This window comes from Mycobacterium sp. 852002-50816_SCH5313054-b, assembly GCF_001667185.1.
In the GTDB taxonomy this organism is placed as follows: Bacteria; Actinomycetota; Actinomycetes; order Mycobacteriales; family Mycobacteriaceae; genus Mycobacterium.
Genome location: NZ_LZIC01000090.1, coordinates 1 through 22202, shown reverse-complemented (window position 1 = coordinate 22202; position 22202 = coordinate 1). Strand labels below are relative to the sequence as shown.

Here is a 22202-nt window from a genome sequence, read left to right as displayed (position 1 = left end):
CCAACGGTCACGCGTTGGTTAGACCTGAGTCTAATACGCTCCTTACTCGAAAGTAAGGTCTGTCCTTACTCGAAAGTAAGATCTTTTCTCGGCTGCCCTCGAAGACCATCGGTCAAAGGGCGTAGAAACCCGCGCAGGGGGTCGTAGATCGCGGCGCAGGCGGGCGGTCAGCCGCGCAGTTCAGCGCCGACGGCCTCGGCCGCACGCCGCACCGCAGCATCGCGCGCCGCGCTGGCGTCGTCCTCGGTGAGCGTGCGATCGGGGGCGCGGAAGCGCAACGCGAACGTCAGCGATTTGCGATCCGCACCGATCTGGGGACCGGTGAACACGTCGAACAACTGCAGGTCCTCCAGCAGTTCGCCCGCGCCCTCCCGCACGGCGTCGGCCACCGCCTGGGCCGGCACGTGCGCGGCCACCACGAGGCTGACGTCCTGGAAGACGGCCGGGAACGGCGACACCCTGGGCGCCGGCAGGGCGTCGACGATGGGAATCGCATCGAGGTTCAGCTCCATCGCGCAGGTCCCCTTGGGCAGGCCCAAACTCTCGATGACCGCCGGATGCAGCTGGCCGGCGTGACCCACACAGGTCTCCCCCACCAGCACCTCGGCGCACCGGCCCGGATGCCAGGGCAGTTGTTGGGCCGCGCGCAGACGAACGTCAATCCCGCTGGCGCGCGCCACGATTCGCACCGCCTCGAACGCGTCGGCGGCTTCGGCCCGACGGCCGGGACCCCAGGGGCCCCGCGGTTCCCGAAGCCCGGTCAGCACCGCGGCGACGTGCTGCGGTTGGCGCGGCAGGGACGCGTCCAGCGTGGCGATCTCGGTCGCGGTCGGCCGGCGGTGGACCGGAATGAGTTCGACCGCGCGGGTCTGCTCGGTGGGCTGAACGACCTGCGCCAGGGCGAACAGGGCGACGTCGACGAGCCCTCGGGACACGTTGCGGCCCAACGCTTCCAGCAGCGCCGGCAGCAGCGTGGTGGCCAGCGCCGGACGGTCGGCCTCCAGCGGGTTGAGCACGTGCGTCGCCGCGCGCCGCGGGTCGTCGGCCGGCAGGCCCCAGAGGTCGAAGACGCCGGCCGGCAAGAACGGCGTCGGCAGGATCTCGACGTATCCGGACTGGGCCAGCGACTTGCCGATGGCGCGCCGACGCCGTTGCAGTGCCGTGAGTCCCCGGCCCGCGGGCGCCGCCGGCAACACCGACGGGATGGTCTCCAGTCCCTCCAGCCGCATGACCTCCTCGACGAGGTCCGCGGGCTGCAGCAGATCGGGGCGCCAGCTCGGGGGCGTCACGGTCAGGGTGTCGTCCCCGTCCGCAACCGCCGCGCCGATCTGCGCCAGACGCCGGGCCGTCGTGCCCGGGGGGTAAGCCACCCCGGCGACCCGGTCGGGCAGGTCGGCGGCGATCCGGATCGGCGGAAGGGACCAGTCGTCGCGCGGCGGATCGCCGCGCCAGTCGGTCAGCGTCGGCGAGATCTCTCCCCCGGCGATCTCGGCGAGCAGCCCCGCACCGCGGTCCAGCGCGGCCACCGAAATGGCCGGGTCCACCGCGCGCTCGTAGCGGCGGGCGGCCTCGCTGGGCAGGTGCAGCCTCCGCTGGGTGCGCGACACCCCGGCCGGGTCCCACACCGCGGCCTCCAGCAGCACGGCGGTGGACTCGTCGCGCACCTCGGTGGTGGCCGCGCCCATCACGCCGCCGATCGCGGCGGTCGCGGTGTCGTCGACGATGAGAACGTCGGCCGCGTCGAGCCGGCGCTCGATGCCGTCCAGCGTGACCACGGTTTCACCGGGCCGCGCGAACCGCACGCCGAGGCCCCCGGTGATGCGGTTGCGGTCGTGGGCGTGCATGGGGTGGCCGAGCTCGAGCATCACGTAGTTGGTGACATCCACTGCCGGCGACGTCGCGCGGATGCCGGCCAGCAGCAGCCGCCGCTGCAGCCACCACGGCGACACGGCGCCCGGGTCAATCCCGATGACCGGGCGCAGCGCGAAGCGGCGCACGCCCGTCTCCGCGTCAACCGTCAGCGGCCACGCATCCCCCTCGACGGGCAACGGCTTGACGTCCGCCGGGTCGACGAAGTTCAGGTCGTAGGCACACGCGATCTCCCGGGCCAGGCCGCGCACCGACATGGCATAGCCGCGGTCGGGGGTGATGGCCAGGTGAAAAACCACGTCGTCCAGTCCCAGCACCCCGGCCGCCTCGGCGCCGGGCGCGGCGGTGTCGGGCGGCAGCACCAGGATCCCGGAATGCTCTGCGCCCAAGCCGAGTTCGGCCGCCGAGCAGATCATTCCGTCCGAGGTGCGGCCGTAGGTCTTGCGGGCGGTGATGGCGAAGCCGCCGGGCAGCGTGGTGCCCGGCAGCGCCACCACAACCAGGTCGCCTAGCGCGAAGTTAGTTGCCCCGCAGACGATTTCGCGAGGATTATCCTCCCCGACGTCCACCAGGCAGGCCCGGATCGGCTTCTTGAATTCGGTCAGCTCGTCGATCGAGGTGACGCGCCCGACGGTCAGCGGTCCGTCGACCGGGCCCAGGGTGACGACCTCTTCGACCTCGTGGCCGATGCGCACCAGCGTCTGCTCGAGGTCGCCGGGGGACGCGTCCCAGCCCGGTGCGCCGGCCGTGACGACCTCGCGGAGCCAGCTGTAGGGAACGCGCATCAGGCACCCACCCCAAACGGCAACGAGAACCGGATATCGCCCTCGACGATGTCGCGCATGTCCGGGATCCCGTTGCGGAACTGCAGCGTGCGTTCCAGGCCCATGCCGAACGCGAAGCCCGAGTAGACGTTCGGGTCAATTCCCGCGGCGCGCAGGACGTTTGGATGCACCATGCCGCAGCCGCCCCACTCCACCCAGTCGGCGCCGCCCTTCTTGTTGGCAAACCACACGTCCACCTCGGCGGACGGCTCGGTGAACGGGAAGAAGTGCGGACGGATCCGGGTGCGCGCGGTGGGACCGAACTCGGCGCGCGCGAACGCGTCGAGCGTCCCGCGCAGATGCGCCATCGACAGGCCCCGGTCCACCGCCAGGCCCTCGACCTGATGAAACACGGGGGTATGGGTGGCATCGAGCTCGTCGGTGCGGAACGTGCGGCCGATCGAGATGATGTAGACCGGCAGCTCCCGCTCGAGCAGGGTGCGCACCTGCACCGGCGAGGTGTGGGTGCGCAGCAGCTGGCGGGAGTCCTCGGGCGCGATGTAGAAGGTGTCCTGCTCGCTGCGGGCGGGGTGATCGGCGGGGAAGTTGAGGGCGTCGAAGTTGAACTGTTCGGTTTCGACCTCGGGCCCCTCGGCCAGCTCCCATCCCATCGCGATGAAGGTATCGGCGATGTGCTCGGCCAGGATCGTGATCGGATGCCGCGCGCCGGGCGGCTGCCGGGTCGACGGCAATGTGACGTCGATGCCCTCGGCAACCAGGACCGCGGCGTCGCGCTCGGCGCGCAGCGTCGCCAGCCGTTCGTCGTAGCTGGCGTGAACCTCGCCGCGCGCGATGTTGACGCGTTTGCCCGCATCGGCGCGCTCGTCCTTGGGAACGCTGCCCAGCGCCTGCCGCGCTAAGGCCAGCGGCGAGCGGTCACCGAGGTGCTCGGTCTTGACCCGTGCCAGTGCATCAAGATCGCCGGCGGCCGCGATGGCCTGCCGGGCGGCGGTGACCGCCTTGGCCAAGGCTTCCGGCGACAGGTCGGCGGGTTGATCGCCCACGCGGCGGCACTCTCCTTGTTAACGAGGCTGTTCCGAACGGCTGGATGCGCCCAGCGCAAGTGCTGATCATAGGCGATTCGGTGCTCGGCACCGGCGGCGTGCCGCGCGGGGCAGCCGGACGAGTGGCTAGCCGGCCACGACCGGCTGCGGAGCGGCCAGCGCGTCATCCGCCACCGGCAAAACCGGCGCGGCGCCGCGTCCGGTGACGAATTGAAAGATCTTGTGGGCGGCCAGGGCGCCCAGCACACCGAACACCGGCGCGGCCGCCATGGTGCCCCAGTGGTGCGCCAACATCAGGAAGCCGAAGCCCGCGGACGCCGCCAGCATCAAAACCCGCAGCGGGGTCCAGTGGACCGGCTGCTGGAACCGGGCCGACACCAGCACGCCCAGGACCACGGCGACGGTGTGACCCGCATCGGTGAAATCGCCGCCGATGATTGCCGAGGCGATGCCGGCGGCCACCCACCAGCCGACCCAGGCGGCCTGCCAGCGTTGCGGGATCACCGCGGTCATCGCCCCGAGCACCGCGAGGGCGCCGTAGCTCATCCCGACGTCGCTGGCCCGGGTGATCGACACCGGCATCCACCCGAACTCGACGGCGGCGGCGAGCGCTGCGGCCACCACCAGCGTCGCTCCGATGTGGCCGACCACGAAGGCCACCACCAGCCGGATGGTGCGCAGGTGCAGCTCCGCCAGCGCGAGCAAGCAGGTCAGGAAGGGCAACCAGAAATACAGCGGCCCGGCGTCGACGACCAGCGCGCTGCCCAGCAGGGTGCCGACGTGGCCGTGGGCCAGGTTGTGCAGGTTGGTGCTGGCGCGCTGGACGAGCACGTCATGCGCGTGGGGGCCGAGCGCCAGGATGGCGCAGCTGATGGCAAGCAGAGCTGCCACGTACCCCACGGTGAACCGGACCCGGGCGAGCCGGGAGAAGATGCCCCCAATCATTGACATCCATTATGCGGGCTAATTTGTTTCGTCAGCGTGATCAAAGGCTGTTAACTCCTTAAGAGTCTTCAGGCGATATATCCCCAGGTCGGAGGGGATGCCAGCGGTCTTGCCCGCGAAGACGGGCCTACGTGCACGCTTGGCGACGACGCCCAACGCGTCCAGCTCGGTTTGCGGCATCAGGTCCAACGTCGAGCTCGACACCATGATTCCACCTTTGGTGGCGCGTTCCATAACCCGCGCGGCGATGTTGACGTCCACACCGAGCCAGTCCGCGGCCATGCGCTGCGGGCGACCTGTGTGGATGCCGATCCGCATCCGCGGTGTGTGACCCGCCACCTCGACCGATTTCAGCGCCTCGTCGGCGGCCAGCACCGCCCGTAGGGCAACCGTCGGATCGCGGAACACGGCCATGAGTCCGTCGCCCATGCGTTTGACGATGTGCCCACCGGCGTCCAGGAGCGGCGGCTCGATCGCCCGCGCCACCCGTCGCAGCAGAACCAGGGCCGCGTCGTCGCCCGCCTGCAGCGACCAGCTCGAAAAGCCCACCAGGTCGGTGAACACGAGCGTCACCTCGGGGTTTGCCGGACGCCGGGACACCGCCTCGGTCAGCGCCTGCCACACCTGCAGCACACCGAGGCTGACTTCCCGCGACACCGCGTCGCGGTCCCCCAGCAGCCGGTCGGCGGCGCGGGCCGCGGCGCGCGGACCGCCCTCGCCAGCGGTCGACAGCGGGTCGCCGAACTCGGGATCGCCGGGCAGCAGCCGTCGCGCGCGTCGCACGAACGCCACCACGCCCTGGCTGTGATTCGTGGTGCGCAGCCACCGCCCCGGCGAGCGCCTCCCCTCGTCGGACGCCAGCGTCGCGAGTGCCTCTCCGGACTCGCCGGACTCCGAATCCCGTTGTCCAACGTCCACGTGGCAAGGGTAGGCGGTGCGGGCGGGCGCGGGCAGCCCCGGTCGAGGCTGTCCTGCGCGATTAGGGGTTGGGGTTCCAGGTCACGTTGGGGACGAAGGGGCCCAGCAGGCCGGTCCCTGGAACGGAGATCTCCAAACCGTCGAAGTTGTACGCCAAGCTGGTGAATCCAAGGGGAAAGAAGGTGCCGGTTCCGTCGACCGTTACCCAAGCACCGAGCGGCCAGGTTTCGAGGATGTGCCCAAACCACCCGCCCCCGGCCGTGAAGCCCTCGCTGACGTTCGCCGACGCCAATACCCCGGACCCGAACGGGGTGTTATAGGTCACGGCGCCGCTTCCGGTCAGCCCGCTGAGGAGGGATCCGCCCATGCCGTCGCTCCGCCCTGGCGCTGAGGGCTTGGAATTCCTGGGCGTGCGTGCCGAGCGCCGCCGAAATCGCCGACGAGACCTCGTCGGCGGCCGGCGCGGCGATCGCCGTGGTTTGGCTCGCCGCTGCCGCATTCGCGCTGCGCAACGCGGAGCCCAAGTTCTGCAAATTCCCACCCGCCGCGGATACCATTTCCGGGTTTACCTTCAGCGACGACATTGACATGCCTCCTGGGGCCAAAACCGGCGACGCAGACCGCCGCACTAGCGGCGAGAAAAAAGGACAACAGCCGACAACGCGTCTGAAAATAGACATACTCAGATGCCTTATTGCACTTTGTCGACCCCGCCGGAGGCGCCCGCAGTCACGCAATAGTTGCGACTCGACAACGTCGCCCGACGCGCCCGCCGAAATTCTAGACAACGCGTGTTGTCAGAGCTTATCGTGAGCGCAGTTAGGCGCAGGAGGCCGAGATGACTGCCATGGCAACGACATCCGCCGATCCGCTGGGACCCGACTCGCTCACCTGGAAGTACTTCGGTGATCTCCGCACCGGAATGATGGGCGTCTGGATCGGGGCGATTCAGAACATGTATCCGGAACTGGGTGCCGGGGTCGAGGAACATTCCATCCTGCTGCGCGAGCCCCTGCAGCGCGTGGCCCGGTCGGTGTACCCGATCATGGGCGTGGTCTACGACGGCGACCGGGCGGCCGAGACCGGCCAGCAGATCAAGGGCTATCACCGCACCATCAAGGGGGTCGACGCCGTCGGGCGTCGCTATCACGCGCTGAACCCCGAAACCTTCTACTGGGCGCACGCCACCTTCTTCATGCTCATCATCAAGGTCGCCGACTACTTCTGCGGGGGGCTGACCGAGGTCGAGAAGCGGCAACTGTTCGACGAGCACGTGCAGTGGTACCGGATGTACGGCATGAGCATGCGGCCGGTGCCCAGATCGTGGGAGGAGTTCCAGGAGTACTGGGACCGGGTCTGCCGCGACGAGCTGGAAATCAACCAGGCGACACTGGACATCTTCAAGATCCGGATTCCCAAACCCAAGTTCGTGCTGATGCCCACGCCGATCTGGGACCAGTTGTTCAAGCCGCTGGTGGCCGGTCAACGCTGGATCGCCGCGGGGCTGTTCGAGCCCGCGGTCCGCGAAAAGGCGGGAATGCACTGGACAGCCGGCGACGAGGCGTTGCTGCGTCTGTTCGGCAAGGCCGTCGAGCTGGCATTCCTGGCGGTCCCCGACGAGATCCGGCTGCACCCGCGCGCGCTGGCGGCCTATCGCCGCGCCGAGGGACGGTTGCCCAGCGACGCGCCCCTGGTCGAGGCTCCGGCGTTCATGGGTCCGCCGCGTGACCGCCGCGGGATGCCGATGCACTACTTCCCGCCCCGCGCCGCTCTTCGATCCCCTCTTGACCCGGCCAAAGCGCTGATGGAGCGGGCCGGCTCGCTGGTGCACGGCACGCTCTCGCTGGCCGGTCTGCGGCCGGCCCGGGGACGCGTCAGGGCCGCGTGAGCAGGCCCAGAGCGTGTGCGCTCTGGTAGAGGCAGATCGCCGCGGCGGCGGCGACGTTCAGGCTCTCGGCGCCGCCGGACATCGGGATGCACACGCGGTCGTCCGCCGCCGCCCCGAGCTCCGCCGGCAAGCCGTGTGCCTCGGCGCCGAACAACCAGGCCGTCGGCGCGCCAAGGTCCGCGTCGTCGAGGCGTGTCGCCCCGTCGATCGTGGTGGCCAGCACCCGCAACCCGGCGGCGCGCAGGGCGGCGACGGCGGCGGGGACGTCGGGCGCGGCGACGACCGGGATGGAGAAGATGCTGCCCGCCGAGGCGCGGAGGCACTTGCCGTTGTAAGGGTCGACGCTTTGCCCACCGAGGATCACCGCCCCGGCACCCATCGCGTCGGCGATGCGGATCAGCGTGCCCGCGTTGCCCGGCTCACCGATCGCGACGGGCACCGCGACCAACCGCGGCGGCGCGACCAGCAGGTCCTCCAGCCGGGTCGCCGGCATGTCGCACACCGCGACCAACCCAGTCGGGGTGACGGTGTCCGACAGCGCTTTTGCGGCCCGCTCAGTGACCAGATGGACCGGCTGGTCCTGGTCGTCCAGCAGCGAGGCGTGCCGCTGTGCGGCGAGTTCGGTGGCGAACACCTCGCGGATCAACCCGCGAGCGGACGCGGCCTCGACCAGGTTGGGGCCTTCGGCCAGGAATCGTCCGGCCCGCCGGCGACCGACGTGCCGATGCAATTTGACCGCCGCGACCACCCGGGCCGAGCGTTCCGTGAGGGCCGCGGGCATGGTCGCGGGTTAAGCGGCCTCTCCCGAATCCGAGGGGGCGTTGACGTCGTCGGGCAGGGCCGCCCGGGCGACCTCGACCAGCGCGGTGAACGCCGCCGGATCGGTGATCGCGATGTCCGCGAGGTTTTTCCGGTCCACCTCGACGCCGGCCGCCTTGAGGCCCTGGATCAGCCGGTTATAGGTGATGTCGTTGGCGCGCGCGGCCGCGTTGATGCGCGAGATCCACAACTTGCGGAACTCGCCCTTGCGCGCCCGGCGGTCGCGGTAGGCGTACTGCAGCGAATGCAGTTGCTGCTCTTTGGCTTTGCGGTAGAGCCGGGATCGCTGGCCGCGATAGCCTTTCGAGGCCTTCAGGACGCTGCGCCTCTTCTTGTGGGCGTTGACCGCCCGCTTCACGCGTGCCATTGGATGTTCCTACTCTCGTTCAGGCAGTGATTGGTTCGTCAGGGTCTGGGTCGGCTGGTCAGCCGTTGAGCAGCTTGTTGACGCGCTTGGTGTCGTTGGCTGCCACCACGGTGCGGCCGTCGAGCCGCCGGGTTCGCTTGGTGGGCTTGTGCTCGAGCAGGTGGCGCCGATTCGCCTTCTGGCGCACGATCTTTCCGCTACCGGTGCGCCGGAACCGCTTCGAAGCCCCGCTGTGGGTCTTGGCCTTGGGCATGTTTCCTCTACTTACGTTGTCGTACAGCTCGTACTTGCTCGCGCTGTCAGGTCAGTTGGCCGACGGGCTCGTGTCCGCCGCGTCGGAGTCCGTCGTCGCACTGCTCTCCGGTCCCTCGGGATGCCGCGCCCTGGCGCGGGTCTTCGCGCCGCGGTGCGGCGCCAGCACCATCGTCATGTTGCGGCCATCCTGCTTGGCGGACGTTTCGACGAATCCGTATTCGGCGACATCCGCGCCCAGCCGCTGCAGCAATCGGTAGCCCAACTCGGGCCTCGACTGCTCACGTCCACGAAACATGATGGTGACCTTGACCTTCGATCCCGCCTCCAGGAAGCGGATTACGTGGCCCTTCTTGGTCTCGTAATCGTGATCGTCGATTTTCGGTCGCAGCTTTTGTTCTTTGACGACGGTCTGCTGCTGGTTCCGGCGGGATTCGCGCGCCTTTTGCGCCGCCTCGTACTTGAACTTGCCGTAATCCATGATCTTGCAGACCGGCGGTCTGGCGTTCGGGGCAACTTCGACGAGATCGAGATCGGCGTCCGCGGCGACGCGCAGTGCGTCTTCGATGCGCACTATGCCTACCTGCTCCCCTCCCGGGCCGATCAATCGGACTTCAGGTACGCGGATGCGCTCGTTGACGCGGGTCTCAGTGCTGATGGGGCCTCCCTTGTTGGGCTTCTACTTCTCCGGTGGCGGCCAGTCCCCACGCCCGTCGGAGATGCAGCGGTGAAAACCCACACCACCAGCAAAAAAGCCCTGCACAAGCAGGGCCCAATGCCGACCGATCGCGGCTCGCCAGCCGCCCGCGCTACCCGCGGAACAAGCATCCACGATGCCTGTGACCGGACCGTGTCGCCTGGAAATCGGCTTGGAGCCTGTCTCGCGGCTAGCGGTGGGAGTGGGACTCCACTTAACTGTTCCCCGGCGTTCACCGGGATGGTCGCAGCCCACAGTTTAGCAGCCGTGGCGCGTCTTCCAGCACGTCTGCGGCCGGGCGGAGGCCCGGCCCGGCGACGACACGCCGGCATCGCCGGCAACTGCCCGTCGTGGCTCTTGGCGCTTCGCCAGGATTTTCATGGGTTGAGGGCATATCCTCGCGGTCTGTGACTGTAGCTACGTCCCGCTTCGGCCCGCGTTCGGGCAGCCAGCCGAACTCCCGGTATCGGTGGGTACCGGCGACGGCGGGCTGGACAGTCGGCGTCATCGCGACCCTGTCACTGGTCGCCAGCGTGTCGCCGCTGATCCGGTGGCTGATCAAGGTCCCGCGGGAATTCATCAACGACTACCTGTTCAACTTCCCCGACACCAGCATCGCGTGGTCGTTCGTGCTGGCCTTGCTGGCCGCCGCTCTCACCGCGCGCAAACGGGTCGCCTGGGTGCTGCTGCTCGGCAACATGGTCCTGGCCGCGGCGCTGAACGCCGCCGACATCGCCGCCGGGGACAACACCGCGGCCGAATCCTTCGGTGAGAACCTCGGTTTTGCGGTGCACATCGTCGCGATCGTGCTCCTGGTGCTGTCCTATCGGCAGTTCTGGGCCAAGGTGCGCAAGGCCGCCCTGTTCAAGGCGGCCGCAGTGCTGGTCGCCGGGTGGGTGATCGGCATCCTGGCGTCCTGGGGCCTGGTCGAGATGTTCCCCGGCACCCTGGCGCCGGACTCCCGCTTCTGGTACGTCGTCAACCGGGTCGTCGGGTTCTCCCTCGTCGATCCCGACGCGTTCACCGGCCGGCCGCACGTCCTGCTCAACGCCGTCTTCGGCTTGTTCGGCGCGCTCGCACTGATCGCGGCGACGATCGTGTTGTTCCAGTCCCAGCGCGCCGACAACGCGCTCACCGGGGAGGACGAGTCGGCGATCCGCGGGCTGCTGGAGCTGTACGGCAAGAATGACTCCCTGGGTTACTTCGCCACCCGCCGCGACAAGTCGGTGGTTTTCGCGCACAGCGGCCGGGCCGCCATCACCTACCGCGTCGAGGTCGGTGTCTGTCTGGCCAGCGGCGACCCGGTGGGCGATCCGAGGGCGTGGCCGCAGGCCATCGACGCGTGGTTGGGGCTGTGTCAGACCTACGGCTGGGCGCCCGGGGTGATGGGCGCCAGTTCGCAGGGGGCCCAGGCATATCGGGAGGCCGGCCTCAACGCGCTGGAGCTGGGCGACGAGGCGATCCTGCGGCCGTCCGATTTCAAGCTGTCCGGCCCCGACATGCGCGGGGTGCGCCAGGCGGTGACGCGGGCCCGCAGGGCCGGGCTGACGGTGCGCATCCGGCGGCATCGCGACATTTCCGCCGACGAGATGGCCGACACGATTTCGCGCGCCGACGCCTGGCGCGACACCCAAACCGAGCGCGGTTTTTCGATGGCGCTGGGCCGGCTGGGCGATCCCGCCGACGGGGACTGCCTGCTGGTCGAGGCCCTGGACCGCGAGGGCCGGGTGGTCGCGATGCTGTCGCTGGTCCCGTGGGGAAGCACCGGCGTGTCCCTGGACCTCATGCGCCGTTCCCCGCAATCCCCCAACGGCACGATCGAGCTCATGGTCAGCGACCTCGCGCTGAACGCGGAAACCCTTGGCATCATTCGTATTTCGCTGAACTTCGCCATGTTCCGGTCCGCGTTCGAGCAGGGCGCCCAGTTGGGCGCGGGCCCGGTTGCCCGGTTGTGGCGCGGGTTTTTGCTGTTCTTCTCGCGGTGGTGGCAGCTGGAGACCTTGTACCGCTCCAACATGAAATACCAACCCGATTGGATTCCCCGCTACGCCTGCTACGAGGACGCGCGGCTGATTCCCCGCGTCGGCGTCGCCTCGGCCCTGGCCGAGGGATTCCTGGCGTTCCCGTTCAGCCGGCGCAAGACGCACACCGGGCACCACCCGGCCGTGCCGGCCAGGCTGGCCGAGTCCGGGCTGTTGCATCACGATGGGTCGGCACCCGACGTGAGCGGGCTGCGGCGCGGCGCCAGTGCCGCCGAGGCGGAGGAGTCCAGGTCCCGCCTGCCAGAACAGGTGCGGGTACGCCTGGCCAAGCTGAAGATCTTGCAGCGCAACGGTGTTGACGCGTACCCCGTGGGAACCCCGCCCAGCCACACGATCGCCCGCGCGCTGGATGCCGACGACGAGGAAAGCGTGTCGGTGGCCGGCCGCATCTTGCGGATACGCGACTACGGCGGCGTGCTGTTCGCCCAGGTGCGTGACTGGTCGGGCGAAATCCAAGTGCTGCTGGACAATTCGCACCTGGAGCAGAGCCGCACCGCCGATTTCACCGCGGCCATCGATCTCGGCGACCTGGTCGAGATGGCCGGGCAGATGGGCTACAGCAAGAACGGGACCCGCTCGCTGATCGTGCGCGACTGGCGGATGATCGGTAAGTGCTTGCGGCCGTTGCCGAATAAGTGGAAGGGCCTGACCGACCCCGAGGCGCGGGTGCGGACCCGCTACGTCGACCTGGCGGTCAACCCGGAAACGCGCGATCTGATCAAGGCCCGCAGCAACGTGTTGCGCTCCGTGCGGGAAACGCTGTTCGCCAAGGGTTTCATCGAGGTCGAGACGCCCATCCTGCAGCAGATCCACGGTGGCGCCACCGCCCGGCCCTTCGTCACCCACATCAACACCTACGACATGGACCTGTTCTTGCGCATCGCGCCGGAGCTGTACCTGAAGCGGCTGTGCGTCGGCGGCGTGGAGCGCGTGTTCGAACTGGGCCGAGCCTTCCGCAACGAAGGCGTCGACTTCAGCCACAATCCGGAGTTCACCCTGCTGGAGGCCTACCAGGCCCACGCCGACTACAAGACGTGGATCGACGGCTGCCGGGAGCTCATCCAGAACGCGGCCCAGGCCGCCAACGGAGAGCAGACGGTGCTGCGGCCGCGCAGCGGCGGTGACGGCACCGACGGGCGCCTCGAACCGGTCGACATCTCCGGCAGCTGGCCGGTGAAGACCGTGTACGACGCGGTGTCGGAAGCCCTCGGCGAGCGGGTCGACACCGAGACCTCGCTGGCGGCGCTGCGCAAGCTGTCCGACGCCGTCCACATTCCGTATCGCGCGCACTGGGACTCCGGCGCGGTCGTGCTCGAACTGTACGAGCACCTGGTGGAGGACAAGACCGAGCAGCCCACTTTCTACATCGACTTCCCCACCTCCGTGTCGCCGTTGACCCGGCCGCACCGCAGCCAGCCCGGCGTCGCCGAGCGGTGGGACCTGGTGGCGTGGGGCGTCGAGCTGGGAACCGCCTACAGCGAGCTGACCGATCCGGTGGAGCAGCGACGGCGCCTGCAGGAGCAGTCGCTGTTGGCCGCCGGCGGGGACCCCGAAGCAATGGAGCTCGACGAAGACTTCCTGCAAGCCATGGAGTACGCCATGCCGCCCACCGGCGGGATGGGCATGGGCATCGATCGGCTCGTCATGCTCATAACCGGCCGCAGCATCCGCGAGACCCTGCCGTTTCCGCTGGCCAAGCCGCACTGAACGAGCCCTGAACTCCCTTCGGCGGCGCGGCGGACATTCGGCGATTATGTTCCGGGGCGGTTAACGATCGATCACAATGAGTCACGTGACCGCCCTGACGCCCCTCCCCACGGCGCAGTTGCTGGCGAGTAGTCACACCTCCCTGATGCACGGCTGGGTGCCGGCGACGGTCCAGGTCGGTGCCGCGGTCGTGCTGACGGCGGCCGTCGGCTGGCGGTCGCGGCGCTGGCGGACCATCTGGCTGCCGCTGGCCGGCCTGCTCGGCGGCGCCGCAGCCTATGTGACGCACTGGTACATCGTCGATGGCGGCCTGTCCGACGAACCCGCGCCGCCGGGGCTGTGGGTGTGGATCGCGTTGACCGGGCTCGCCGCGGCGATGTTGGTGCTGGGCTGGCGCAGCGCGCCGCCCTGGCGCCGTGGCGCGACCATGCTCGCGGTGCCGCTGTGTTTGCTGTGCGCGGCGCTGACGCTCAACCTGTGGGTGGGCTACTTCCCGACCGTGCAGGCGGCGTGGAACCAGCTCACGTCCGGGCCGTTGCCCGATCAGACCGACCCGGCCACCGTCACGGCGATGGTCGCCAAGCGGGCCCGGCCCCCGCACGGCAGCGTGGTGCCGGTGGTGATCCCTTCGGAGGCATCGCATTTCAAGCACCGCGGTGAACTGGTGTACCTGCCGCCCGAATGGTTCACCAGCAGCCCGCCACCGGCGCTGCCGACGGTGATGATGATCGGCGGGCAGTTCAACACGCCCGCGGACTGGACGCGGGCGGGCAACGCCGTCAAGACCATCGACGACTTCGCGGCCGCGCACGCCGGCAAGGCGCCGGTGTTGGTGTTCGTCGACTCCGGGGGCGCCTTCAACAACGACACCGAATGCGTCAACGGCGTTCGCGGCAACGCGGCCGACCACCTCACCAAGGACGTTGTCCCATACCTGATTTCGAAGTTCGGCGTCAGCCCCGACCGGTCCAACTGGGGCGTTGCCGGCTGGTCGATGGGCGGGACCTGCGCGGTGGATCTGACCGTCATGCACCCCGAGATGTTCAGCGCGTTCGTCGACGTCGCCGGCGACTTCTACCCCAACGCGGGCACCAAGGCCCAGACCATCGCCAGGCTGTTCGGCGGCAACGCGGAGGCCTGGGCGACATTCGACCCGACCACCGTGATCAACCGGCACGGCCCGTACCGCGAGGTGGCCGGCTGGTTCGCCATCTCGTCGGACGGCCCGCCGGCACCGCGGCGTGACCCGTCGGTAACCGACGCCGCCGCAATGCGTGTCGTCAGTCGTTACGCCGCGGCCAACCCGAGCAACCAGACGACGGCCGCCTATTCGCTGTGCGCGCTCGGCCGCGCCAACGGCATCGACTGCGCCGTCCTTCCCCAGCCTGGCAAGCACGACTGGCCGTTTGCGGACCGGGCTTTCGCGGCCGCGCTGCCGTGGCTGGCCGGCAGGCTCGGCACCCCGGGGGTCGCGCGGACCCCGCTGCCCACTTTGTCGGCCCCGTCCGCGCCGCCCAGCCAGGTGGTGGTCCCGGCCCAGCGAGCCAGCACCGCCAGCAAGTAGCCGCCGCCGTCGTTACTCGAGGTGCTCATCGAAGAAGGTGACCTTCCGACGCCTGCTCAGCCGCAACCCAAATGCCGGGAGCGATACGCGAATACGGTAATCCGATACCCACATATTGGGACGCGATGTGGGTGTATTGTCCGGCCGTGGGGACCACCCGGCTGTTTCCGTACGAGCCTCCCGAGCCGCCCGAGCCGTCGGCCAAGGAGCGGATTCGTGACGCCGCGCTAAACTGCTTTGGTGTTCGCGGTATCGCTGCCACGCCACTGCGCAGGGTCGCCGAGACCGCGGAGGTTTCGATTGGGCTGGTGCAGCACCACTTCCGCACCAAGGCCGCGCTGACCGCCGCCGTCGATCAGTACGTGCTGCAAGTGGTCGGTGAGGCACTGCGACCCAGAACGCTGCCCGAGGCGCCCTCCGACGGGCTCAACGAAGCCGGGCGCCGGCTGACGGCATTGATGGTGGAACGTCCGGACGTCATGGCCTATCTCGGGCGCGTGCTCGCCGAGGGCGGCGCATTTGGGTCGGTCATCTTCGAGGGTCTGCTGGGTATCAGTGCGGCCCAGCGCGAACACTTCGTGGCGCAGGGCAATACACAGCCAGACCTCGACCCGGATTGGGCGGCGATCAACGTTGTTATCCTGCGCGTCGGGGCCATCATTCTGCATCCCTACATCGAGCTCTACTTGGGCAACGCGTTCTTCAGCGAGCCGGAGCTGCGGCGCTGGAACGCCTCGGTCACCAGCCTTCTCCGGCACGGCCTATTCCTCGAGGAAACCAAACGCCCGGACGGAGACATCGTTGCTTGGTAAGGCTTGGTAAGCCCATCCGGCGACGGCATATTGCCCGCGTCACATTTTTCGTCTGAGCGCAACAACTGAGCCGCCGGACCACCGGCCAGGTGCTATACACGAACCACCATGGACGCGTCCGAGGAAACCGCCTACACCGCGCAGATTCTCGATCCCGACGACCCCGGCGACAGTTCGGTGTTGCAGCGGCTCAGAGCGGACGCCACCGTGGAGTCCATCGACCACCGCGACACACAGCTGGCCAATCTGCGCAACCTTCGGCCGCCCCCGGACGCCGAGCTTCTCGCCGAACGCGTCCGCTGGGCGTACTACCCCTGGCGGCGCGCGGTCGTGGCGGTGCTCGGTCCGCGCGGGTACCGCTCGGTGCGCCTGGACCGCAACCGCAACAACATCACCCCACCCGAACAGGAACAGCTCGGCCGGCTGCGCATCGGAGTGGCCGGCCTCAGCGTCGGCCACGTGATCGCGCACACGCTGGCCGCCCAGGGATTGTGCGGCGGCCTGCGCCTGGCCGACTTCGATCACCTCGAATTGTCGAACCTGAATCGGGTGCCCGCCAGCGTGTTCGACATCGGCGTCAACAAAGCGTGTGTGGCCGCCCGCAGAATCGCCGAGCTCGATCCTTACCTACCGGTCGAGGTCGTTGACGCCGGCCTGACGTTCGACACCGTCGACGCGTTCGTGGACGGGCTCGACATCGTGATCGAAGAGTGCGATTCGCTCGACATGAAGGCCGTTCTGCGCGAAGGCGCCCGCGCCCGCCGCATCCCGGTGCTGATGGCGACGAGCGACCGAGGACTCGTGGATGTCGAGCGCTTCGATCAGGAGCCGCAGCGCCCGATTCTGCACGGTCTGCTCGGCGACCTCGACATCGGGTTGCTGCCCGGCATGAGCAGCCGCGAAAAGGTCCCGCATATCCTGAGACACCTTGAGGCCGAACGACTTTCCCCCCGGGCCGCCGCTTCGTTGGTAGAGATCGACCGCACCGTGTCGACCTGGCCCCAGCTGGCCTCCGATGTGGTGCTGGGCGCATCGGCGTTGGCGGAGGGTGTGCGCAGGATCGGGCTCGGCGAACAACTGCGCTCGGGCCGCACACGCATCGATATCGCCTGGGCGCTCGATCAACTCGACGAGCCCGACATGGCCCGGCACCGCCCGGCGCCGGCAGCAAATCACGAGGCGGCGGAGCTACCCGGGATACCCGGAATCATCGCCGCCGCCGCGATCCGCGCCCCTTCGGGCGGAAACGTTCAGCCCTGGTACGTTCAGGCCGGACCGACCAGCATCACCATCGACGTTGCCGCCCAACACACTTCGACCATGGACGTCGGATTTCGCGGCAGCGCCGTCGCGGTCGGCGCCGCACTCCTGAACGCCAGGATCGCCGCGTCGGCGCAGCACGTCCTGGGGCCCACCGCGCTGACCGATCACGTCGACGGAACGCCATTGCGCGCCACGCTGACATTGGCCGACGGCGCCGACCCGACGCTCGCCGACCTCTATCAACCGATGCTCGAACGCTCGACCAACCGCCACCACGGAAACCCCGAGCCGATCGACGCCGCCACCAGCGAGGCGCTCACCGCAGCCGCACAACGGGAAGGTGCGCGGCTCTGTCTGATCACCGACAGGGACGACATCGCGCATGCGGCAACGATTCTCGCCGCATCCGACCGCACCCGCTACCTGACGCCGCACCTGCATCGCGAGATGGTTTCCGAATTGCGCTGGCCCGGCGACGCCGACCCCGACACCGGCATCGAGGTGCGGAGCCTCGAACTGGATGCCGGCGATCTGGAACTGCTCGAGATCCTGCGCCGCCCGGACGTCATGGCGCTCCTGGCCCGATGGGACGCGGGCAGCGCGCTCGGTGAGGAAACCCGCGACCGGATACTGGCCAGTTCAGCTCTGGCCGTTATCAGCGTGCCGGGACGGGAGCTGCGCGACTACGCCACGGGAGGCTCGGCCGTCGAGCTGGTCTGGATCATCGCCCAGCAGCACGGGCTTGCCGTGCAGCCGGTCTCGCCGGTCTTCCTCTACGCCCACAACCGTGCCGACTTCGACCAGCTATCGTCCCAGTTCGCCGATCAGCTAACGCAGTCGCAGGGTGAGTTCCGAGGTCTGGTTGACATACCTTCCGAAGAATCCATCGTGCTGGTACTACGGTTCACGGTCGGGCCGCCGGCATCGGTCCCGAGCCGGCGCAGCCTCGATAGGGCGCGGGTGCTGAGTTGAGCCAATCATTGCTAGACGCGCTAGCTAATACCGGCCACGCGCGCCAGTTACGGCTACGGTAAGGGCAATGTCGGGCGCATTGGACCACCTGGTCACCGCTGCTGCCGCCGAGTTGATGGCGGCCAGTGCGGCGGACGCTGCCGCGATCAGTCAACGAGTGCTCGGCAACCTGGTGAGCGACCTGGGCGTCGACTTCAGCTTCCTGCGCCACAACGACCACACGATCCGCGCCACGGTGCTCGTCGCGGAGTGGCCGCCGCGCAACGCCGACCCGGACCCGATCGGTGTGGTGTATTTCGCCGACGCCGACTCGGTCTTCACCAGGGCCGAAAACCTCAAGGTGCCGGAAGTGGTGCGCCCCGAGGCCGCAAACGCCGACTATCAGAGCAATATCGACGAAGGCACCGGGTGGGGTGCGGTCTCCCTTGCGGCCGTCCCGCTGCTGTCCGGAGACGTGACGACCGGCACCCTGGCCTTCGGCAAGGTCGGCGACCGCGAATGGCTACCAGAAGAGCTCAATGCGTTGCAGGCGGTGGCCGCGCTGTTCGCTCAGCTGCAGGCCCGCATCGTCGCCGAGGAGCAGCTCCACTACCTCGCCGAACACGACGACCTCACCGGCCTGCTGAACCGCCGGGCACTCATCGCATACCTCGACAAGCGGCTGGCCGCAGGGCGGCCGGGCGCCGTCTCGGTGGTGTTCCTTGCGCTGGATCGGTTCAAGGTGATCAATGAGCGCCTCGGGCAGAACGCGGGCGACCGGTTCATCGTGGCTTTCGCCGCGCTGCTGCGGGCGGCCACCGAGGTTCCCTCGGTGATCGCCCGCTTCGGCGGTGACGAGTTCGTCGTCGTGCCGGCCGCATCCATGGACGTCGAAGCCGCCGAGGCGTTCGCGCAATTGATACACTCCCGTGTCCAGCGGCAGGTCGTGATCGACGGCGAGATGCTCAGTCGCACGGTGAGTATCGGCGTCGCGGCCGGTATACGGGGGTCGGAAAGCACGTCCGATCTGTTGCGGCGGGTCGATCAGGCCACCCGGACGGCCAAGAGCTCCGGTGGCAACAAGGTCGCGATCTTCAGCCCGGAGATGTCCCGAACGGACATGATCCGCAACGACATCGAGCTGTACCTGGAAGGGATTATCGACAGCGATAGCGACGCCCTGGTGCTGCACTACCTCCCTGAGTTCGACATGCGCACCGGTGAGATCCTCGGCACGGAGGCGCTCATCCGTTGGCAACACCCCACTCTGGGACTGTTGATGCCCGATTCGTTCATCCAGGTCGTGGAATCGATCAACCTGGGTGCGAAACTCGGCCGGCTGGTAATCCGTTCGGCGTGTGCGCAGTTCGGGCTCTGGCAATCACGCGGCGTCGGGCACGGTGCCGTGCTGCGTATCAACGTGTCGCCCGTGCAGCTCGTCACGGAAGGCATTGTCGACACCGTCGCGACGACCCTCGAGGAGTTCAGCCTCGATCCCAGCACGGTATGCCTCGAGATCACCGAAAGCGTCGTGGTACAAGACATCGACGCGACCCGCAAGACGCTGTTCGGATTGAAGGACATCGGAGTGCAGATCGCCATCGACGACTTCGGCACCGGCTACAGTGTGCTGACGTATCTGAAGTCTCTTCCGGTCGATGCGCTCAAGATCGACAAGGGGTTCGTCCACCATCTCGACACCAACCCCGGTGATTTGGCCATCGTGCGCTCGACACTGGCACTGGCCGACGCCTTCGGGCTCGAGGTCGTGGCCGAAGGCGTCGAAACAGTGGCGGCCGCCAAAACGCTGCTCTCCCTGGGTTGCTTTCGCGCGCAAGGCTTTCTGCTGTCCCGCCCGCTCGACAGCGCGGCGATGGAGTCGCTGCTCGCCAGGCGTGTCATACCGATGGAGTTCACCGACGCCAGTGTCGCGCCGCAGTCCGAAGGACCGGGGAGAAAGGACGTTGTCTAGACCCGCGGGAAGCGGCGCCGACAGCGACCGGCGTTCAAGCGCGGCGTTGAAACAGGTAGTAGTACGTCGGGGTCTTGTCGTCGAGTTCCCGCTCGTCGCCCGTGGACAACAGCGTCCAGCCGGGGGTGAATCGTCGTTCCATTTCGGCGTGATCGATGCCCGGCACGCCGAACCTCCCGCCGGGAGGGAACGCGACGATGTACAGCCGCGCGTCGGGTGCCGCCACGGCGCTGACTTCGCGGACGTACGCCTCACGGTCGGCGCCACTCATGTTGTGGATGCAGCCGTTGTCGACGATCAAGTCAAAGCCGGTACCGATCCCCTCCTGACTCAACTGCGTGACGTCGGCGCGGGCAAAGTTGACCGAAGCGCCGGCGGCGCGGGCCTTGGCGCGCGCCTTCTCGAGCGGCTTCTCGACGTAGTCGACCCCGGTGACCTTCCACCCGTGTTGGGCAAGGTAGATGGCGCAATCCCCGGTTCCGCATCCGACGTCCAACACCGAGCCCGTGGGCAGCGCGGGTGTGCCGGAAGTTCCCTCGATCAGATCTCGCAGACCCTCTCCGATCGCATGCCCTTCCCACGGCGTGAAACCGATGCGATAGAACAACCGAAATCGCGTGTGTCGAGATGCCATAGCCGCAATCATGGCACCCCCGCTCGCGGGCGCGCGCCGCGACCGCTGGTGCGGCCGCGAAGAAAGGTTCGCTGACCGATGTCACGGCTGAGGACATGGTGGAACCAAACCGACCAGTACGACTGGACCACGACGTTCCTGCGCCAGCGCGGGATGCTGCGTCCGGCGCGAACGATCATGGCGGTCATCGCTGGTTCGTCGGCGTTGGTGCCGCTGACCGTGCTGCCGAGCCAACACCACCCGAGCGCCGTCGAAGTGATCACCGGCGTCCTCGCCGCCACGTTCACCGCCGCCGTGACCGCGTTGTGGCTGGCGCGCTGGCCGACGCGCCGGCAGTCGCAAATCGGCGTAACTATCGGCGCGTTGTGCGTCGGCGGGTGGAGCCTCGCGCAACCCACCGCGGCCCTCGCCGCCCTGGCATGTACCGCCATGGCCATCACCGGCAGCTACATCGCGCTATTCCACGGCCCCAGGCTGCTGGTGTTCAACGGCTTTGTCGCCGTCGTGGTCACCACCGTCGCGGTGGTGCGGCTGACCGAAGAGGCAAACGTGGCCAGCGCGGCCTCCGCGTTCTGGCTGAACACCTTCCTCAATCTATGGCTGCCCCTTGGAATTTGGGGTATCTCGCGGGCCATGGGAACGTATGCTCTTCGCTCCCAAGAGGATTCCCTTACGGGTCTGCTGAACCGCCGGGCGTTCACCGACGCGGTCAGCAGCCGCTTGACGAATCCACCGCCGCAGCACAGCCACCTGGTGGTGGTGATGGTCGACCTCGACAACTTCAAACGCATCAACGACACCCACGGTCATTCGGCCGGTGACCGCGCCCTGCGGGAAGTGGCCGACCTGCTGCGCGAACGCACCCCCTCCGACGCGGTCATCTGCCGCGCCGGAGGGGAGGAATTCCTGGTCGCGCTGACCGCGGCGACCCCCGACGTGGCACCGTTGGCCACCGAGTTTTGCAGCGCACTCACCGAGCTGTCCCCCGAGATAACGGCCAGCATCGGCACCGCCAGCGCCGAACTGCGCCTACTCACCGGAGGCGACGTTGCGTGGCTCGTCGACGAGCTGATCATCATCGCCGACACCGCGATGTATGCCGCCAAACGTCGCGGCGGAAACCAGGCGCACCACGGCGTACGGGCCTAGCGCCGGCGGGTGGCGCCGGGTCAGTGACGCAACCGTACCTTGGCGATGATCGGGGCGGCCGCCACCATGGTGAACGGCACGGCCAGCGGGAAATCAGCCGACTTGGACTCGATTTCGACTCGGCGAACGATGGTCGCCAACGCAAGTGTGGCCTCCAGCATCGCGAAGTGATCTCCGATGCAGGAGCGCGGCCCGCCGCCGAACGGAACGTATTGCCAACGGTCGCGGCCTTGATCGCGCTCTGGGCTGAATCGGTCCGGGTCGAAGCGCAGCGGATCGTCCCACAGGGTCGGATCGGTCTGGACCGCCATCCTTCCGAACGCCAGCATGGTGCCGGCCTTGACGCGGTAGCCGGCGACTTCGACATCGCGCGTCGCCATCCGGGTTCCGGTCGGCCCCGGCGGGCACAACCTCAGCGCCTCCTGCAGGACCCGGACCGTGAAATCAAGCCGCGACCGTTGGCAATACGTTCCGTTCGGCGGCGGGCCGCGCTCCTGCATCGGAGATCACTTCGCGATGCTGGAG

Annotated in this window: 18 protein-coding genes and 2 pseudogenes; 8 read left to right on the top strand and 12 right to left on the bottom strand. The window is 68.3% G+C overall.

All coding sequences use genetic code 11. From position 1 onward, the window contains the following. Window positions 1-167: 167 nt before the first annotated feature. The 6 genes from pheT to A5787_RS26850 all read right to left on the bottom strand — a co-directional run bounded on the left by pheT (window position 168) and on the right by A5787_RS26850 (window position 6117). Window positions 168-2654, bottom strand: a complete 2487-nt coding sequence (gene pheT / locus A5787_RS18285; protein WP_066969502.1) for a phenylalanine--tRNA ligase subunit beta — start codon at window positions 2652-2654, stop codon at window positions 168-170. After that, window positions 2654-3697, bottom strand: coding sequence for a phenylalanine--tRNA ligase subunit alpha (gene pheS / locus A5787_RS18280; RefSeq protein ID WP_066969500.1), 1044 nt, complete (start codon window positions 3695-3697; stop codon window positions 2654-2656). Before pheS ends, pheT begins: the two co-directional genes overlap by 1 nt. A gap of 126 nt (window positions 3698-3823) precedes the next feature. Beyond that, window positions 3824-4642 (bottom strand): rhomboid-like protein, encoded by an 819-nt coding sequence (locus A5787_RS18275; RefSeq protein ID WP_066969520.1) that lies wholly within the window; start codon window positions 4640-4642, stop codon window positions 3824-3826. 18 nt (window positions 4643-4660) lie between these two features. Further along, the gene (locus A5787_RS18270; protein WP_066969498.1) at window positions 4661-5560 is read right to left on the bottom strand and encodes an adenylate/guanylate cyclase domain-containing protein; all 900 of its coding nucleotides are present in this window, start codon (window positions 5558-5560) and stop codon (window positions 4661-4663) included. Window positions 5561-5621: 61 nt separating this feature from the next. Then, complete coding sequence (locus A5787_RS18265; protein ID WP_066969496.1) at window positions 5622-5927, bottom strand: hypothetical protein; 306 nt, start codon at window positions 5925-5927, stop codon at window positions 5622-5624. After that, window positions 5875-6117, bottom strand: coding sequence for a PE family protein (locus A5787_RS26850; protein WP_231994037.1), 243 nt, complete (start codon window positions 6115-6117; stop codon window positions 5875-5877). The genes A5787_RS18265 and A5787_RS26850 overlap by 53 nt, the downstream gene beginning before the upstream one ends. 281 nt (window positions 6118-6398) lie before the next feature. Here A5787_RS26850 and A5787_RS18260 point away from each other — a divergent pair, with 281 nt between their 5' ends. Next, window positions 6399-7448 carry an oxygenase MpaB family protein gene (locus A5787_RS18260; protein ID WP_066969494.1) on the top strand — a complete coding sequence of 350 codons (1050 nt, stop codon included), beginning with the start codon at window positions 6399-6401 and terminating at the stop codon, window positions 7446-7448. Here A5787_RS18260 and A5787_RS18255 read toward each other — a convergent pair. From A5787_RS18255 to infC, 4 genes are read right to left on the bottom strand one after another with little or no spacing between them, the layout of a single operon-like run. Beyond that, complete coding sequence (locus A5787_RS18255; protein ID WP_066969493.1) at window positions 7435-8229, bottom strand: RNA methyltransferase; 795 nt, start codon at window positions 8227-8229, stop codon at window positions 7435-7437. The two genes, A5787_RS18260 and A5787_RS18255, sit on opposite strands and share 14 nt — an antisense overlap. Before the next feature lie 9 nt (window positions 8230-8238). After that, window positions 8239-8634 (bottom strand): 50S ribosomal protein L20, encoded by a 396-nt coding sequence (gene rplT, locus A5787_RS18250; RefSeq protein WP_066969491.1) that lies wholly within the window; start codon window positions 8632-8634, stop codon window positions 8239-8241. A gap of 58 nt (window positions 8635-8692) precedes the next feature. Next, window positions 8693-8887: a 50S ribosomal protein L35 gene (gene rpmI / locus A5787_RS18245; protein ID WP_066911302.1), complete on the bottom strand. Its 195-nt coding sequence runs from the start codon at window positions 8885-8887 to the stop codon at window positions 8693-8695. A 51-nt stretch (window positions 8888-8938) separates the two neighbouring features. Then, window positions 8939-9544 (bottom strand): translation initiation factor IF-3, encoded by a 606-nt coding sequence (gene infC, locus A5787_RS18240; RefSeq protein ID WP_082977301.1) that lies wholly within the window; start codon window positions 9542-9544, stop codon window positions 8939-8941. Window positions 9545-9990: 446 nt separating this feature from the next. Between infC and lysX the strand changes: the two genes are divergently transcribed. The 5 genes from lysX (at window position 9991) to A5787_RS18215 (ending at window position 19894) form a co-directional block, all read left to right on the top strand. Then, entirely contained in the window at window positions 9991-13332 is a 3342-nt protein-coding gene (gene lysX / locus A5787_RS18235; protein WP_082977300.1) for a bifunctional lysylphosphatidylglycerol synthetase/lysine--tRNA ligase LysX, read from the top strand. Between the two features lie 76 nt (window positions 13333-13408). After that, window positions 13409-14896 (top strand): alpha/beta hydrolase family protein, encoded by a 1488-nt coding sequence (locus tag A5787_RS18230; protein ID WP_197507243.1) that lies wholly within the window; start codon window positions 13409-13411, stop codon window positions 14894-14896. A 146-nt stretch (window positions 14897-15042) separates the two neighbouring features. Then, window positions 15043-15708, top strand: a complete 666-nt coding sequence (locus A5787_RS18225; protein WP_066969514.1) for a TetR/AcrR family transcriptional regulator — start codon at window positions 15043-15045, stop codon at window positions 15706-15708. A 108-nt stretch (window positions 15709-15816) separates the two neighbouring features. Beyond that, the gene (locus A5787_RS18220; RefSeq protein ID WP_066969487.1) at window positions 15817-17943 is read left to right on the top strand and encodes an Rv1355c family protein; all 2127 of its coding nucleotides are present in this window, start codon (window positions 15817-15819) and stop codon (window positions 17941-17943) included. A 67-nt stretch (window positions 17944-18010) separates the two neighbouring features. Continuing rightward, on the top strand, window positions 18011-19894 hold the full coding sequence (locus A5787_RS18215) for a bifunctional diguanylate cyclase/phosphodiesterase (protein ID WP_066969485.1): 1884 nt from the start codon (window positions 18011-18013) through the stop codon (window positions 19892-19894). A 34-nt stretch (window positions 19895-19928) separates the two neighbouring features. Here A5787_RS18215 and A5787_RS18210 read toward each other — a convergent pair whose 3' ends face one another. Further along, the gene (locus A5787_RS18210) at window positions 19929-20528 is read right to left on the bottom strand and encodes a bifunctional 2-polyprenyl-6-hydroxyphenol methylase/3-demethylubiquinol 3-O-methyltransferase UbiG (RefSeq protein WP_066969483.1); all 600 of its coding nucleotides are present in this window, start codon (window positions 20526-20528) and stop codon (window positions 19929-19931) included. Between the two features lie 78 nt (window positions 20529-20606). Between A5787_RS18210 and A5787_RS28630 the strand changes: the two genes are divergently transcribed. Next, a complete protein-coding gene (locus A5787_RS28630; protein WP_066969482.1) occupies window positions 20607-21677 on the top strand; it encodes a GGDEF domain-containing protein in 1071 nt (356 codons plus the stop codon). Window positions 21678-21697: 20 nt separating this feature from the next. On the opposite strand, the pseudogene A5787_RS18200 reads toward A5787_RS28630, so the two are convergent. Beyond that, window positions 21698-22129: pseudogene (locus A5787_RS18200) on the bottom strand (cytochrome P450); the annotation flags it as partial. Between A5787_RS18200 and A5787_RS27420 the strand changes: the two are divergent. Next, a pseudogene (locus tag A5787_RS27420) lies at window positions 22128-22202 on the top strand (cytochrome P450); the annotation flags it as partial. The pseudogenes A5787_RS18200 and A5787_RS27420 overlap by 2 nt on opposite strands.